Origin of the sequence: Caballeronia sp. PC1, from assembly GCF_021353155.1 — a bacterium.
GTDB lineage: Bacteria > Pseudomonadota > Gammaproteobacteria > Burkholderiales > Burkholderiaceae > Caballeronia > Caballeronia cordobensis.
Window position 1 is genome coordinate 872970 of sequence record NZ_JAJUBH010000001.1, and the last position, 16381, is coordinate 889350.

General features: G+C 64.1%; 14 protein-coding genes. 5 read left to right on the plus strand and 9 right to left on the minus strand.

Features of this window, described 5'->3' with window-relative positions; translation table 11 throughout:
• Positions 1-49: 49 nt before the first annotated feature.
• The 5 genes from LY284_RS04200 to LY284_RS04220 all read right to left on the minus strand — a co-directional run bounded on the left by LY284_RS04200 (position 50) and on the right by LY284_RS04220 (position 4273).
• Complete coding sequence (locus LY284_RS04200; protein ID WP_014191560.1) at positions 50-292, minus strand: DUF2795 domain-containing protein; 243 nt, start codon at positions 290-292, stop codon at positions 50-52.
• Positions 293-328: 36 nt separating this feature from the next.
• Positions 329-595 (minus strand): hypothetical protein, encoded by a 267-nt coding sequence (locus LY284_RS04205; RefSeq protein WP_014191559.1) that lies wholly within the window; start codon positions 593-595, stop codon positions 329-331.
• Positions 596-823: 228 nt separating this feature from the next.
• Positions 824-2560, minus strand: a complete 1737-nt coding sequence (locus LY284_RS04210; RefSeq protein WP_041730444.1) for a ClcB-like voltage-gated chloride channel protein — start codon at positions 2558-2560, stop codon at positions 824-826.
• A gap of 137 nt (positions 2561-2697) precedes the next feature.
• Positions 2698-3501 carry a 2,5-didehydrogluconate reductase DkgB gene (dkgB, locus tag LY284_RS04215; RefSeq protein WP_014191557.1) on the minus strand — a complete coding sequence of 268 codons (804 nt, stop codon included), beginning with the start codon at positions 3499-3501 and terminating at the stop codon, positions 2698-2700.
• Between the two features lie 37 nt (positions 3502-3538).
• Positions 3539-4273, minus strand: coding sequence for a glutathione S-transferase (locus LY284_RS04220; RefSeq protein WP_233384638.1), 735 nt, complete (start codon positions 4271-4273; stop codon positions 3539-3541).
• A 162-nt stretch (positions 4274-4435) separates the two neighbouring features.
• On the opposite strand from LY284_RS04220, the gene LY284_RS04225 reads away from it, so the two are divergent.
• The gene (locus tag LY284_RS04225; protein WP_014191555.1) at positions 4436-5677 is read left to right on the plus strand and encodes a cystathionine gamma-synthase family protein; all 1242 of its coding nucleotides are present in this window, start codon (positions 4436-4438) and stop codon (positions 5675-5677) included.
• 16 nt (positions 5678-5693) lie between these two features.
• Here LY284_RS04225 and LY284_RS04230 read toward each other — a convergent pair whose 3' ends face one another.
• The 4 genes from LY284_RS04230 to LY284_RS04245 form a co-directional block, all read right to left on the minus strand.
• Positions 5694-6632: a DmsC/YnfH family molybdoenzyme membrane anchor subunit gene (locus LY284_RS04230; RefSeq protein WP_014191554.1), complete on the minus strand. Its 939-nt coding sequence runs from the start codon at positions 6630-6632 to the stop codon at positions 5694-5696.
• Between the two features lie 19 nt (positions 6633-6651).
• On the minus strand, positions 6652-7362 hold the full coding sequence (locus tag LY284_RS04235) for a 4Fe-4S dicluster domain-containing protein (RefSeq protein WP_014191553.1): 711 nt from the start codon (positions 7360-7362) through the stop codon (positions 6652-6654).
• 11 nt (positions 7363-7373) lie between these two features.
• Positions 7374-10304, minus strand: a complete 2931-nt coding sequence (locus LY284_RS04240) for a molybdopterin oxidoreductase family protein (protein WP_014191552.1) — start codon at positions 10302-10304, stop codon at positions 7374-7376.
• 74 nt (positions 10305-10378) lie between these two features.
• A complete protein-coding gene (locus LY284_RS04245; RefSeq protein WP_014191551.1) occupies positions 10379-11443 on the minus strand; it encodes a YeiH family protein in 1065 nt (354 codons plus the stop codon).
• A gap of 115 nt (positions 11444-11558) precedes the next feature.
• Here LY284_RS04245 and LY284_RS04250 point away from each other — a divergent pair, with 115 nt between their 5' ends.
• The 4 genes from LY284_RS04250 (at position 11559) to LY284_RS04265 (ending at position 15797) form a co-directional block, all read left to right on the plus strand.
• Entirely contained in the window at positions 11559-12449 is an 891-nt protein-coding gene (locus tag LY284_RS04250; protein WP_233384640.1) for a LysR family transcriptional regulator, read from the plus strand.
• Between the two features lie 146 nt (positions 12450-12595).
• On the plus strand, positions 12596-13402 hold the full coding sequence (locus LY284_RS04255) for a sugar phosphate isomerase/epimerase (protein ID WP_014191549.1): 807 nt from the start codon (positions 12596-12598) through the stop codon (positions 13400-13402).
• 42 nt (positions 13403-13444) lie between these two features.
• Entirely contained in the window at positions 13445-14446 is a 1002-nt protein-coding gene (locus tag LY284_RS04260) for a sugar kinase (RefSeq protein ID WP_233384642.1), read from the plus strand.
• 70 nt (positions 14447-14516) lie between these two features.
• Complete coding sequence (locus LY284_RS04265) at positions 14517-15797, plus strand: MFS transporter (protein ID WP_014191547.1); 1281 nt, start codon at positions 14517-14519, stop codon at positions 15795-15797.
• The last annotated feature ends 584 nt before the right edge of the window (positions 15798-16381 follow it).

A 16381-nucleotide genomic window follows, 5' to 3' on the forward strand; every position in this document is an offset into this window, starting at 1 on the left:
CGACTTTTCAACAGAGTGCTCCCCATCCGCTGGGGATAACCCGCCGGGTTCAGATCGATAGCCCCGATGCGCCATTGCTGCCCAGCAACTGCTCGACCGAATCCGCGTCGCGGTAGTCCTGCTCGGGCAGGCCGTCGAACAGCGTGATGACGTCGTTGGAGACGCCCGCCGCGCGCGCCGCATCGACGATCGCATCCTTGTTGGCCGGGTACCTGACGGTGCGCAGCACCTGGGCGATCTCGTCGTCGATCGGCTCGTCATTCAAGGCGTGTTTTGCGTGCGTGTCGGTCATTCGGAGTCCCGTGTCGAAGTGCGAAAGAGGAGGGTGTCAGGTCTGCACCTGGATTCGCTGGCTCGCCATGCCGTGGCTCGGCGCGCGCGACTTCGGCATCGGCACGTGACGCCAGCGGGCGTGATCGAGATCCTGCGCGGAGATTTCCGGCGCGGGCGGCGAAACGGGCGCGGCGTTCACGCGCAACGCGGCGCGAATCGCGGCGGCGTTGGCGGTGGGTTCGTCCGTCGAACCCGTGTGCAGCGGCGCGGCGTAACACGACACCGAAACCAGCGCCATCGACAACAACGTTGAGGTCTTCATCGGGCAACCCCTCCTCTGTCAGGCAGCGAGAAGCATCAAGCAAAGCCTATGCCGATAATCTTCTGCACTGCCCGCCGTGCACGCGGCCCGTCAGGGCGATGCATGCACGGGCGCGACGAGCGGGCGTCGCGCGGAAACACTTCGAGTGAAATGTGAAGTCGTCCGAACTCGCCCGAAAGGCGATCGCAAAGCGGCCTGCGCGCCGCGAAATTGCACGGCTGCGCAGATTCAGCGCGAGGTCGGATTCAAACGGAAGTATGCGTCCAGAAGCGAGGTTTTGTACACGACGCCGAGCAGGAGCGGCTGCGTCTTTTTTTCGATCACCGGCAGCCGCTCGCCCTGGAACGCGAGGAAATGCTGCAACGCTTCGCCGAGCGACATGTCGGGCGTGAGCACGTCGAATTGCGGCTGAAGATAGTCCGCCGCGGTTTTGGTTTTCGTGTCCTGCTCGTCGAGCAGATCGGACGTGATGTCCTTCAGCGCGACGACGCCGCGAAAACGCTCCGCTTCATCGACGACATAAAGATACTTCACCGGATATTCGAGGAACACGCGCGTCATGTCCTTGATGTCCGCCGTGAGCGGCACGACGGTATCGGCGGGTTTGACGAGCTCGCGCATCTGCGTCGCGGCGAGCCGCAGGCGTTCTTTCTCCTCACGATTGCGGCGCAGCGTGACTTCGTACATCGACGTCTGCTCCGAGGTGCGCGCGATGAAATACGCGATCACGCACGAGAGCATCAGCGGCAGCATGACCTGATAGGACAGCGTCATCTCGAAGATCATCAGGATCGCCATGAGCGGCGCGTGCGTGGCGGCGGCGAGAAACGCGCCCATGCCGACCATTGCGTAGGCGAAGGGCGCGGACGTGTATTGCGGGAAGATCGCATGCACGCCGATGCCGAAGAGACAGCCGAGCACCGCGCCGACGAAAAGCGTCGGCGTGAAAATACCGCCGACGGCGCCCGAGCCCGCCGTGGCCGCCGTCGCGATGATCTTGAAGACCAGCACGACGAGCAGCGTGGTCCACGCCCACGGCTCGTGCAGCAGCGAGTTCACGACTTCATAGCCGTTGCCCCAGACTTCGGGCCACCAGACCGAGATCACGCCGACGATCAGGCCGCCGAGCGCGAGGCGCACCGGCAAGGGCAGGGGCAGCGTCGAGAAGCGTTTTTTCGATGCCGCGAGCAGCCGCAGGAAATGCGGCGCGAGCACGCCGCACAGTAGGCCGAGCACGACGAAGAGCAGTATTTCGATGCCCGTGACGGCCGGGAACACCGGCATCTCGTACGGCGGCTTGTAGCCCGCGAATTCGCGCATCGTGATATTGGCGACGACCGACGAGACGACGATGGGGCCGAAGCTTTCCATCGCCATCGAGCCGAGCACCAGTTCGGTGACGAAGAACGCGCCCGCGATCGGCGCGTTGTACGCCGACGTGATCCCCGCCGCCGCGCCGCATGCGACGAGCAGCCGCAGGCGCGGCGGATCGAAGTGGACCCAGCGTCCGATGAGCGACGAGGCGAGCGCGGCGAGCTGAACCATCGAGCCTTCGCGGCCGATCGAGCCGCCGCTCGAAATCGTGATGAGCGAGGACAGGCTGCGCCAGAAGCTCTGCCAGACGGGCACGACGCCATCGCCGATGGTGACGGCTTCCATATAGTCCGTGTTCGCGTGCTTGCTGGCGCGTTTGCGCGCGATCAGCAGGCAGCCGCCCGCGACGAGCCCGCCCACTGCCGGCAATGCGATGCGCGCGGGCCAGGGCAAGGTCTGCGCGAGCGCAACGAGGCCTTCCGAATGATTGCCGAAAAGCCGTTGCAATAACTCGATGCCTTCGCGGAAGAGGGAGGTCGCGAAAGCCCCGGCCACGCCGACGACGACCGCCCAGACGAGCATCGTATGCGAGTCCGACAGACGGAAGAGCCGTTGGGCGCGTGTACGGAGCTTGAGCAGGAATGAAAGCACTTTTGCGAAATCGTGGATAGCTTAGAAGCAAATGGAATAAGCGACTCGCAAGGATAGCATTGCAAGGCGGTTGTGCAGACGAAAAAAAGCCCGGCGCCAGCCGGGCTGCGTGCGATGCAGTGCGCAGCGTTCGCGTCTCACCACTGCGGCGCGAACGGTGGATTCGCGTTGCGCTTGCCTTCGTCGAGCGCGTCGATCTTTGCGATATCGCCGGCGTCGAGCCTGAGTTTTTGCGCGTCCCAGTTGCTTTGCTGATGCGCCGGATTCGTCGAGGCCGACAGCACCACGATGTCCCGCGACAACAGCCATGCGAACGTCACCTGCGCGGGCGTCGCGCCATGCTTCTCAGCGATCGCCTTAAGCGTCGGGTCCGTGTGCGCGCGACCTTCGCCGAGCGGCATGTACGCCGTCACCTTGACGCCGAGCTGCTGCGTCGCTTCGACGAGCTTGCGGTTCGCGAGGAACGGGCTCACCTCGATCTGATTCGTGACGATCTCCTTGCCGCCGGGCGCGTTCAACGCTTCTTCGAGCAGCGGCGCGGTGAAATTCGACACGCCGTAATGACGGATCAGGCCGAGCTTCTGCGCTTCCTGCAGCGCCGCGAGCGTTTCGGCGATGGGCACTGCGCGATCGGGCGACGGCCAGTGCACGAGCGCGATATCGAGGGTGCCGATATCGAGCTTCGCGTGGCTGTCCTTGAGACTCGCGATGAGCGCATCGCGCGAAAGCCGCTCCCACCAGACTTTCGTCGTGATCCAGATATCGTCGCGCGGCACGCCCGAGTCGCGCACGCCCTGACCGACGGCCGCCTCGTTGTTGTAGAACTGCGCGGTGTCGATATGCCGATAGCCGATCTGCAATGCGCTCTTCACGGCGTTCGTGGTCTTCGCTGCATCGACGCGGAACGTGCCGAGACCGAAGGAAGGAATCGTTTCTACCATGCTGGCTCCTGGTTTGCGTTGAGGCTTCGAACAGGCGTCAAGCGTCCTGATCGAGTTCGGGATAGTGCCTGAAAATGCCCGATTCGTTGAACGGGATACGCCGTTCCGAATCGACATAAGCCGCGATGTTCGGCCTTTGCAGCACCGCATCGTGCAGCGCGCTCACGTGCGGATACTGCTTGCCGAACTTCTTCGTCGCGCGTGGGAAAGCGTAGTGCAAGCCCTCGACGATCTGAAAGATCGAGAGATCGACGTAACTCGCCGCCTCGCCGACCATCTGCGCCGGACCATGCGGATTCTGCTTCAGCACGCGCTCGAAGTAATGCATGAATTTGGGCACGCGCTTGTCGAGAAAATTCTGCGTGCGGATTTTCGCGGCGTCTTTCTGATCCTCGTAATAAAGATCGGTTGCGAGCGGATGATGCGTGTCGTGCACTTCCGCGACGAAATCGGCGATGGTCAACTGCAAGCCGTGCGCGACGTAGCGCAGGCCTTCGTCTTTTGGCTCGAGCTTCAGCTTCGGTCCGAGATACAGCAGAATGTTCGCGACGTGCGGCACGATCAGCTCGCCGTCTTTCAGAAACGGCGGGGCGAAAGGAATGTGCGGCTCGGTCTTGCTGTTCAGGACTTTCATCATTGCGTCCATGCCGTAACCGCTTTTCTTCGATTCGCGCGCGACGTCGATATATTCCGCGCCCGCGTCTTCCAGCGCGAGCCGCACGAATTCGCCGCGGCCCTGCAAGCCATCCCAGTAATAAAGTTCGTAAGCCATGAGAAAGGGGTCTCCGAAAGAGTGCGCTTGTTACTGATAGCGCAAATACCGCACGGGCGAGCAACACGCATTCCCGCATCGCGGCGACGCGGGATAGACACGTATCCGTCAGAAAATCGGGCAAAATCGATGTTTTGCGTATCGACACGTAGCGGAGATGGGATGGAAAAGCTTGGCTTCACCACAGGCATCGTTCACGGCGACAGAACCACGGGCGTGGAGCACGGCGGCGTGCGTCAGGCCATTCACACGTCGGTGCAGTACGGATTCGAGCGCGTCGAAGATCTGATCGGCGTGTTTCAGGGCACGAAGAAGGGCGGCTTCAACTACGCGCGCCAGGGCACGCCCACCACGGCCGCGCTCGAACGCAAGATCACGCGCCTCGAAGAGGGCGTCGGATCGATCTGCTTCAGCACCGGCATGGCGGGTCTGTCGGCGATCTTTCTCACCTTGCTGCGCGCGGGCGATCATCTCGTGTCGAGCCGCTATGTGTTCGGCAACACGAATAGCCTCTTCGGCACGCTGCGCACGCTCGGCATCGACGTGACGATGGTCGATGCCACCTCCGCCGAGAACGTTGCGAACGCGATCCAGCCGAACACGCGCATGGTGTTCGTCGAGACCATCGCGAATCCGGGCACGCAGATTCCCGACCTCGAAGGCATCGGCGAGCTGTGCCGCGCGCGCGGCCTCGCGTATGTCGTCGACAACACCATCACGTCGCCTGCGCTCTTCAAGCCGAAAGCGGTCGGCGCGAGTCTCGTCCTCAATTCGCTGACGAAGACCATCGCCGGTCATGGCGCGGCGCTCGGCGGGGCGGTGACGGACACGGGTCTCTTCGACTGGAGCGCGTATCCGAATATCGCCGACGAGTATCGCCGTTCGGCGTCGAAAGAGCAGGGGCTGTTGCAGATCCGCAAGAAAGGGCTGCGCGACATGGGCGCGGCGCTGTCGTCGGAGCAGGCGCACTCCATCGCGATGGGCGCGGAAACGCTCGCGCTGCGCGTCGCGAAATGCAGCGAGAACGCGCTCGCGCTGGCGCAGTTTCTGGAAAAGCACGAGGCCATCGGCCATGTGTTCTATCCGGGCCTGAAGAGTCATCCCCAGTACGAGATCGCGCAGGCGCTGTTCAAGGGCGCGTCGTGGCTGCTGTCGTTCGAACTGCGCAACGCCGAACGCATGATCGACGTCGTGAACGCGCTGCAATTGCCCGTCAAGGCGACGGGCCTCGGCGACACGCGCACGCTGATCATCCCCGTCGCGCCGACGATCTTCTATGAGGCCGGCCCCGAGGTGCGCAAGTCGATGGGCATTTCCGACGGCATGCTGCGCCTGTCCGCGGGCATCGAAGATATCGACGATCTCATCGCCGACTTCGATCAGGCGTTGAAGCTAGCCGTCTGACGCGCTCTAGCGAGTTTCACGAAGCGCGCGCGTAGTAGATATTCTGCGGATGCCGCGCTTCGGCGAAGAAGAACCATCGCTCGGCGACGAGCCCCAGGTATTGCGTGACGCACGCAAGGCAGAACAGCGCGACCGATTGCGCGCCGATCCCGAGCACCATCAGCACGAAGGGCACGCCGAACGCGCCGACGAGAAACGTCCACTTGATGCGCGCGATCGCTTCGGCCGATCGTCCGTGGAAGAACTCGCGCAGATTGAACGCGCCCGCCGTGAAGCCGCGCGATTTCTGCACGACGTTCGGCCCTTTGATGCCCGTCGCGCTCTGCACGGTGGACTTCGGACGCAGACGCGCATTGCGCCGTAGCGACGCCACGCGCGAGATGCAGCCCGCGAGCGTCAGTGCGCACGCACAGGCCGCGAGTCCCGCCGCGAGCGATGGCGCAAGCCACGCGGCGCAAGCCGTTGCGAGCGTGAATCCGGAGGCGCAGCCGAGCAGCACGAAGTTGACCATCGTGAGCGGCGTCGCCCATTCCTGAAGAAAGCGCAGGCACGCGTAGATCATCGCGGTGCACACGAAAAGCGCCGCCGATGCCAGCACGCCCGCCACGCCGACGGCAAGCGACCACGGCGAACCGAACCAGTGCGCCACGCCATACGCCGCGCCGCATGCGAGAAACACGGGCAGGCACAGGCATTCGCGCGAAAGCCACGACGTGCGCCACATCGCGATGGCGCGCCACGCGCGCTCCGGATGCCCGAGATGGAAAAACGAAGCGACGAGCCCAAGGCCCCCCAGCACGACGGACAACGCCGCGCCAGCGACGAAGAACATCTGCGAGGGCGCGGCGACGAGGCCGAGCTTCGCGAGTGCCTCGACGCCCACGAGCGCGATCAGCAAGCCTTGCGCGGCGCCGCTCAGTGTCGTGAGAAACACGACGGAAAACGCGGGTTTCATGTTCGAGCTCCGATGAAAGTCAGACGCGCACGGCCATCGCCGCGAGATTGAGATCGCCGTGCGCTGCCGTGTCGTTGTCATGGCAGCCGCACTGGCTGTCGCCACTGCACGCATTCACCGGCCGGCGCGGCAAATAATGATTCGCGGGCCGCGTCTCCCATTCGGGCATCAACTGATAGCCGCCGCGTTCCTCGATCGCCTTCGACACGACCGACTCCGGATCGTGGATATCGCCGAAAAGCCGCGCCGATGTCGGGCACGCAAGCACGCATGCGGGCTTGCGATCGCGCTCGGGCAGCGCCTCGTTGTAGATGCGGTCGGCGCACAGCGTGCACTTGGTCATTTCCTGGCGCGCTTCGTCGAGTTCGCGCGCGCCGTAAGGGCACGCCCACGCGCAGTACTTGCAGCCGATGCACTTGTCGAAATCCACGAGCACGAGCCCGTCTTCCTTGCGCTTGTAGCTCGCGCCGGTCGGACAGACGGGCACGCACGGCGGGTCTTCGCAGTGCAGACACGACTTCGGAAAGTGGATCGTATCGGCGAGCGGAAATTCGCCGGCTTCATACGTCTGCACGCGGTTGAAGAAGGTGCCGGACGGATCGGCGTCGTAAGGGCGCTGGTCCGCGAGACTGCCCGCTTCGCCGGACGTGTTCCACTCCTTGCAGCTCGTCACGCAGGCGTGGCATCCGACGCACACGTTCAAATCGATCACGAGGGCCATCTGGGTCATGTCGGTCTCCTTCAGTCGTTCGTGTTTCGCTTGACGGCGTTGCGCAATCGCGCCGCGAATTCGCCGCGCCCGGCGAAGTAGGTCTGCACGACGCGTTGAATCGAACCTGCCATGCCGGGCGGGGGCGGCATCGGCGCGAATTGCGGCAGCGTGTGGCGCGCATCGCTTTCAGCGGGATAGACGCGCACGCGCACGTCGTACCACGCGGCCTGTCCCGTGATCGGGTCCGAGTTCGAGAAGCGCGCGCCTTCGCGCGAAGCATCCGGAATCTCGTCCGTGATGAGGTGATTGAGCAGAAAGCCGCGCTGCGATTCGTTGGCGTTGGGGCCGAGGCTCCACGCGCCCGCCGCCTTGCCGATCGCGTTCCACGTCCAGACCGTGCCCGGCTCGACGGTCTCGCTGTAACGCGCCATGCAGCGCACCTTGCCCCATTGCGATTCGACGTAGATCCAGCCGCCATCCTCGATGCCGTTCGCCTTCGCCATGCGCGGATTCATGTACAGCAGGTTTTCGCCGTGAATCTGCCGCAGCCACGCGTTTTGCGAGTCCCACGAGTGATACATGGCCATCGGGCGCTGCGTGACGGCCGCGAGCGGAAACTGCGCGAGATCGGTCGTCTCGAGTTCGAGCGGGGCATACCAGAACGGCAGCGGATCGAAATACTGCTCGATGCGCGCACGCAGATGATCCGGCGGCTGCCGGCCTTTCGTGCGGCCTTGCGCGGCGAGCCGGAACTTCTGCATCACGTCCGAATAGAGCTGGATGAGGATCGGCGTATCGAACTTGCGAAAGCCCTTGTCGACGGCGAATTGCAGATACGGTCCGTTCTGGCCGCGCATGTATTGCAGTTCTTCGGGCAGCGTGTAGTGATAGACGCAGTCGTGCTTCGCGTACTCTTCCCACTGATTCGGGTTCGGCTCGCCGACGAGCGCGTCACGGCCGTCCTTGCCGCGCCAGCCGATCAGAAAGCCGACGCCCGAACCCGGCGCGGTCTGATGGTTGACGATGAAATCCGGATAGTCGCGATACTTGCGCGCGCCGTCGGGCGTGGTGAACGCGGGCAGCTTGAGCCGGCTGCCGAGCTCGACCAGCACTTCCTGAAACGGCCGGCATTCGCCCGTGCGCGGCACGACCGGCACGCGCACCGAATCGACGGGACCGTCGAACTCGGAGATCGGGCGATCGAGCATCGACATGGCGTCGTGACGTTCGAGATAGGTCGTGTCGGGCAGGATGAGATCGGCGAACGCGGTCATCTCCGACTGGAACGCATCGCACACGACGATAAACGGGATCTTGTACTCGCCGTTGTCGTGGCGGTCGGCGAGCATCTTGCGCACTTCCATCGTGTTCATCGACGAATTCCAGGCCATGTTGGCCATGAAGATCATCAACGTGTCGATGGTGTACGGATCGCCGCGCCACGCGTTCGTGATCACGCTGTGCATCACGCCGTGCACCGCGAGCGGATACTCCCACGAGAACGCCTTGTCGATGCGCGCAGGCGTGCCGTCGTCGTGAATGAAGAGATCTTCGGGCGCGGCGGGCCAGCCGAGCGGGCCGCTTGCGAGCGGCGTGTTCGGCTTCACCTGATCGGGATGATTCGGCGGTTTCGCGGAGGGCGGCGCCGCGCGCGGAAACGGCGACTTGTGCCGGAAGCCGCCGGGCCTGTCGATGGTGCCGAGCAGCGACATCAGCACCGCGAGCGCGCGGATCGACTGGAAGCCGTTCGAGTGCGCGGCGAGTCCGCGCATCGCATGAAAGGCGATCGGGTTGCCCGTGACCGTCGCGTGTTTCTTGCCCCATGCGTCGGTCCATTCGATCGGCAGCGTGATCTTGTGATCGCGGCCCGCCTGGATCATTTCGGCGGCGAGGCGCTGGATCGTCGCGGCGGGAATGCCGGTGATCTCCGCCGCCCATTCGGGCGTGCACGACGCGACCTGCTCGCGCAGCAAGGCGAAGGAAGGCGTGACGGGCGTGCCGTCGGGAAGCGTGTAGCGTCCGTCGAGCGCGGGTTCGGTATCGTCGGCATGATGCGCGACCGCGCGATTCGTCTTCTTGTCCCACCAAAGATGATTCTGCGGAAAGAGCGCGTTCGACTCGGGCGCGTTGCCGTCTTTCACGAACAGCCCGAACGTCTCGCTCGATTCGTTCATGTCGAGCAATTCCGCCGCGTTCGTGTAGCGCGTGACGAACTCGTGATCGTAGGCGTCGGCGGCGATGAGCTCGTGGATCAGCGCCATGAAGAGCGCGCCGTCGGTGCCGGGGCGGATCGGCACCCATTCGTCCGCAATCGCCGCGTAGCCCGTGCGGATCGGATTGATCGCGATGAAGCGTCCGCCCGCGCGCTTGAACTTGGACAGGGCGATCTTGAGCGGATTCGAATGATGATCCTCCGCCGTGCCGATCATGAAGAAGAGCTTCGCGCGGTCCAGGTCGGGGCCGCCGAATTCCCAGAACGATCCGCCGATGGTGTAGATCATGCCCGCGGCCATGTTCGCGGAGCAGAAGCCGCCGTGCGCGGCGTAGTTGGGCGTGCCGAAATTTTTCGCGAAGAGGCCGGTCAGCGCCTGCATCTGATCGCGGCCCGTGAAGAGCGCGAACCGCTTCGGGTCGGTCGCGCGCAGATGCGCGAGCCGTTTTTCGAGCATGTCGAGCGCGACGTCCCACGACACCGGCTCGAACTGCGCTTCGCCGCGCAGCGCGTCCTTCTTGCGCATGAGCGGCTGCGTGAGGCGCGCGGGCGAGTACTGCTTCATGATGCCCGACGCGCCCTTCGCGCAGATCACGCCCTGGTTGAGCGGATGGTTCGGATTGCCGTCGATGTAGCGGACTTCGCCGTCGCGCAGATGCACGCGGATGCCGCAGCGGCATGCGCACATGTAGCACGTCGTGGTCTTGACATCGAGCTTCTCGTTCTGGGTGCGAGTGCCGTGTTCCATGAGTGCTCCTTCAAAGCGTTATCGCGCGAATGGGGTATTCGCGCGATGGGTGCTTCAGTGCTTCAGTGCATCGGTCAGCCGAACAGCTTTTCCACGCCGAGCGTGATGGCAAGACCGCCGCCGACGAGCCACGCATACAGGATCGCGCCGGTGGCAAGGGCCCGCGGGCCGGCTTGGCGGATCTGCGCGATGCGCGTTTCCATGCCGAGCGCGGTCATGGCCATCGTGAGGGCAAACGTATCGAGCGTGTTGATGGTGCTGGTGGCGGCATCGGGAAGGATATGCAGCGAGTTCACGATGACAAGCGCGAGGAAACCGAGCGCGAACCAGGGCACCGCGATCTTGCCCTTGCCTTGCGCTGCGCCTTCGCTACGCGAACGGCTGATCCAGAAACCGACCACGAGCAGCACGGGCACGAGCAGCATCACGCGCGTCATCTTCACGATGGTGGCGATATGCGTGGCTTCCGGGCTCACGTTGCTCGCCGCGCCGACGACCTGCGCCACTTCGTGAATCGTGCCGCCGAAAAAGAGGCCCGCGCCGAGCGTATCGAGATGCAGCCAGCCGGCGTTGAGCGCGAGCGGGTAGAGGAACATCGAGAGCGTGCCGAACAGTACGACGCTGCCGACCGCCATCGCGCTCTTGTGCGGCTTCGACTGCAGGGTCGATTCGAACGCGAGCACGGCCGCCGCGCCGCAGATCGCGCTGCCCGCCGCCGTGAGCAGGGCGGTGTCGCGGTCGAGCTTCATCAGCTTCATGCCGGCCCACGTACCGATCACGAGCGTGCTCACGACGACGAGCACCGACACCGTGAAGCCCGACACGCCAACTTGCGCGATTTCCTGAAGACTCACGCGCAGCCCGAAGAACGCGACCGCGATGCGCAGCAGCTTGCGCGCCGAAAAGTTGACGCCGGCGGCCCAGCTATCGGGCATACCGTGACGCAGCGCGTTGCCATAGATCGCGCCCGCGACGATGCCGACGATCAGCGGGCTGATGCCCAGTCCGGCGACGGCGGGCACGGCGGCGAGCCGGGTGACGGCCGCGGCGAACAACGCGACGAAAAGAATGCCGTTGAGCTGTCCGCGCGTGGAGGACGCGGCGGGCGCCAGGGAATGGGCGGACTGTACCGTAGACATGGATGAACCCGTTGGTAAGTTGGAGGATCGATGGGCTAATCCTATTCTCGATATATGAATATGAAAAATCGTGATTTAGAATGTGAAGTATCGGATAAACTGATATTTGCGATTTATGACCCCGGAACAACTGATAACCTTTGCCACCGTCGCGGAACACGGCAACATCAGCCGCGCGGCCGTGGCGTTGCATCTGTCGCAGCCGGCGGTGTCGGGCCAGTTGCGGCTTTTGCAGGAAGAATTCGGCGAGCCGCTTTATCAGCGCGATGGCCGCGGCGTGCGTCTGACCGCCGCCGGTGAACAACTGCTCGGTCACGCGGAGCGTCTGCGCGAGAATTTTCGCCAGGCGCATGCGCTGCGCGACGCGCTGCGCGGGCTGGAGCGCGGCACGCTGCGCATCGGCGCGAGCACGACGCCCGCGAGCTATCTGCTGCCGTATCTGATCGCGGCGTTTCACCGGCTTTTTCCGGACGTCGTCGTGACCACCATCGACGGCAATACGGCGGACATCGTCGCCGCGCTCGGCTCGCTCGATATTGCGCTCGTCGAGGGCGCGCCGGGCCATGATCTGCCGCTCGGCACGACGGTCACGTCCTGGCGCGAGGACGAAATCGTCGCGATCCTGCCGAACGGCCATCCGCTTGCCGATGGCCGCGAGGCCGTCACGCTCGACGCGCTCGGCGAGCACAAGCTCGTGCTGCGCGAGCCCGGCTCGGGCGTGCGGCAGATCGTCGAGCGCGCGTTCGCGGACGTCGACGTGCCGATGCGTGTCGCGCTCGAAATCGCGGGCGTCGAGGGCGTGAAGGAAGCGGTGCGCGCCGGCATGGGCATCGGCTTCGTTTCGGCGATGTCGATCCGCCACGAGGACAGCGCGCTCAGGCGCGTGCGCATCGCGCCGGCGCCATTTACACGCCGTTTTTCGATCCTGTTGCCGCATGCCGCGACGCCATCGCGCGCCGCGGCGCGCTTTCTCGAACTGTGCGAGGAGCCGGGCGCGCTCGGCTAGGGAATTCCACTATGGCGTGCGGACGCCGGTCTGACGCACCATTCGTTCTCAACAGGGCGCTGCGGCGTCCTTTTTGAAAATCGTAAATGGAACCGGTTCCATATGTTGTTTGGGGCCGGAACGGCGGCAAAAAGCGAGCAAATCAGATGACAGTCTCTTCGAGCGAAGTACAGCGCGCGGCAGTCGTAATCGTCGCAAGCGCCTTCGGCGCGGATGCGATCCGTCGCGACGGCCACGCGGTCTGGGCGCAAGCCGCCGCACGTGCCGGCGCCGATGGTTTCGAAGTGCGCCGCGAACTGTTCGCCGACGAAACCGATGCCCAGCCCGAAGCGCTCGCGCGACTCGGCGCGCATATTCGCGCGCAGGGCGCATGGGCTGTCTATTCGACGCCCGCGACCTTGTTTCGCGACGACGGCGCGCTCGATAGCGACGCGCTGCGTCTCGGTATCGACGAGGCGGCGGCGCTGGGCGCGCGCATCGTGAAGCTGCAACTGGGCGGCACCGAAAGCGCGGTCGCGACCGACGCCGTCACGCTCGATCGCTTGATGTCGGGCATCGCCGCATCAAAAGCGCGCGTGGTCGTCGAGAACGGGCAACTGAAGGCGGGCGGCACGATCGGCGCGTTCGAAGCGCTGTTCGCCGCGCTGCCGGAATCAAGCGGCCTCGCGATGACGTTCGACACCGGCAACTGGCATTGGGCGGAGCAAGACCCGCTCGACGCGGCGAAGCGCCTTTCGCGGCACGTCGCCTACGTGCATTGCAAGGCCGTGATGGGCGAGGGCGCGCGCCGTTTCGCCGCCGCGCCCGCGAACGGCGACGCGCGCTTCGCGACGCTGCTTTCGCAGTTGCCGAACGATGTGCCGCGCGGCATCGAATATCCGTTCATTCCCGGCGTCGACGTCTCGCTCGACGCGGACGCGGCGCGCCAGGTCGCGCGCATCGCGGCATTCTGAATTACGCATCAAGCATTCAGCATTCAATTGCAAGGACTCGACATGCAAGCCAAGCCTCACGCTCTCGATATCGTCACCTACGGCGAAGCGATGACGATGTTCGTCGCCGCCGAAACCGGCGATCTCGCGAAGGCCGCTCAATTCACGAAGCGCGTCGCGGGCGCGGATCTGAACGTCGCGATCGGCCTTTCGCGTCTCGGCTTCAAGGTGGGCTGGATGAGCCGCGTCGGCAACGATTCGTTCGGCCGCTACGTGCTCGACGTGCTCGCCGCCGAAGGCATCGATGCGCGCCGCGTGACTATCGACGAGCGCTATCCGACCGGCTTCCAGCTAAAGGGCAAATGCGACGACGGCAGCGATCCGGCGGTCGAATATTTCCGCCGTGGCTCGGCCGCGAGCCATCTGTCGCTCGACGATTACGCCGCGGATTACGTGCTCGGCGCGCGTCATCTGCATCTGACGGGCGTCGCGCCCGCGATTTCGGCGAGTTCGCGCGAGCTCGCGTTCCACATGGCGCGCGAAATGCGTGCGGCAGGCAAGACGATCTCGTTCGACCCGAACCTGCGCCCGACGCTCTGGCCGTCGCGCGAGGCGATGGCCGAATCGCTCAACGCGCTCGCCGCGCTGGCCGACTGGGTGCTGCCGGGTGTGTCCGAGGGCCTGACGCTCACCGGCTACGCGAAGCCCGAAGACATCGCCGCGTTCTATCTCGACCGTGGCGCGAAAGGCGTGGTCGTGAAGCTGGGTGCGCACGGCGCGTATTTCCGCACCGTCGATGGCGACGCGGGCATCGTGCCGGGCGTGCCGGTCGAGAACGTCGTCGATACGGTCGGCGCGGGCGATGGCTTCGCGGTCGGCGTCGTGAGCGCGCTGCTGGAAGGCCGCGACGTGCGTCATGCGATCGCGCGCGGCAACCGCATCGGCGCGCTGGCGATTCAGGTGATCGGCGACAGCGAAGGGCTGCCGACGCGCGCCGCGCTCGATCTGCTCGAAGCACAGGATTCCAGCGACAAGACGGTCAAAACCGCGTTCGATCTGGCCTGACGAATACATCAATCACAGCCCTTCGAGGGGCGAACCTGAGAGATCAACCGAAATGTCTTCGGAGACAACCATGCAATCTTCCACTCCCAAGCTCGCGGTGCGCCGCTGGTGGGCGATCATGCCGATCGTTTTCATCACGTACAGCCTCGCGTATCTCGACCGCGCCAACTACGGCTTTGCCGCGGCTGCGGGCATCAACCAGGATCTCGGCATCAGCAAGGGCTTGTCGTCGCTGATCGGCGCGCTGTTCTTCCTCGGCTACTTCTTCTTCCAGATTCCGGGCGCGATTTACGCCGAGCGCCGCAGCGTGAAGAAGCTCGTGTTCTGGAGCCTGATTCTGTGGGGCGGGTGCGCCACGCTCACGGGCATGGTGAGCAACATTCCTTCGCTGATGGCGATTCGCTTCGTGCTCGGCGTCGTCGAGGCGGCGGTGATGCCGGCGATGCTCGTGTTCATCGCGAACTGGTTCACCAAGTCCGAGCGTTCACGCGCGAACACGTTCCTGATTCTCGGCAATCCGGTGACGGTGCTGTGGATGTCGGTCGTCTCGGGCTACCTCGTGAACTCGTTCGGCTGGCGTCACATGTTCATCGCGGAGGGCTTGCCCGCGGTCGTGTGGGCGGTGATCTGGTGGTTCATCGTGAAGGACAAGCCTGCGCAGGTGAGCTGGCTGTCGGATCAGGAAAAGCGCGATCTCGATGCGACGCTGCGTGCCGAGCAAGCGGCGATCAAGCCGGTGAAGAACTATCGCGAGGCGTTCAAGTCGCCGGCTGTGATCAAGCTGTGCGCGCAGTACTTTTGCTGGAGCATTGGCGTGTATGGTTTCGTGCTGTGGCTGCCGTCGATTCTGAAGAGCGGCTCGACGCTCGGCATGGTCGAGACGGGCTGGCTTTCGGCGGTGCCTTATCTGGCCGCGACCATCGCGATGCTGCTGGCCTCGTGGGCTTCCGACAAGCTGCAGGCGCGTAAGGTTTTCGTGTGGCCGTTCCTGCTGATCGGCGCGGTGGCGTTCGCGGGATCGTATCTGCTCGGGTCGACGAACTTCTGGGCTTCCTATACGTTGCTCGTGATTGCCGGTGCGGCGATGTATGCGCCGTATGGACCGTTCTTCGCGATCGTGCCGGAGTTATTGCCGAAGAATGTCGCCGGGGGGGCGATGGCCCTTATCAATAGCATGGGGGCGTTGGGGTCGTTTGTCGGGTCTTATTTCGTTGGATATCTGAATGGGGCGACGGGGTCGCCGGCTGCCTCTTATGTGTTTATGAGTGTGGCGTTGTTGTTGGCTGTTTGGCTGACTTTGGCGGTTAAACCGCAGGGTTCTGTGCGGGCTGGGGTGGCTGTTCGGTCGTGAAAGCTTGTTTTCGTGTTGGTCTATTTGCGCTGCCCCTGTGCGGGGCGGCACCTACTTTCTTTGCTGCTGCAAAGAAAGTAGGCAAAGAAAGCAGCTTTCCCCAGCCTAAGCACTTCACGCCGGCCGCGGCACAGGCGATTGGCTGAATGGAACCCAGAGTAGCGAGTGTTCCCGTTGCCGCGCTGGGCGTGGACCGCGCACGGTCCGACAAGCCAGTACACAAAGGACACTGGTTCAGCACGAAATAGCTTCGGCACAGCGCTACGCGCTGCCGTGGGGTATGCGAGGGAAACCGGCGAACACGAAGGCACTCGCGTACCCGATTGACCCATCGGCCGCGAAGCGGCTGGAGCTTGAAATGGCTGTACCGGTTTGTTGTGTGGTGCGATGTGACGGACCGTGCGCGATCCAAGCCCGACTGGTCCTTCGAGGGCACTCTTTAGGCGAGTGTCACCTAGGAGGAGAAAAGTGGTCAAACTACGTGTGACCGCGGGCCTGAAAAGCTGCTTTCTTTGGTGACTTTCTTTGCAGCAGCAAAGAAAGTTACCCCCGCCCCGGGGAGGGGCAGTGCTAATAGAGCGACG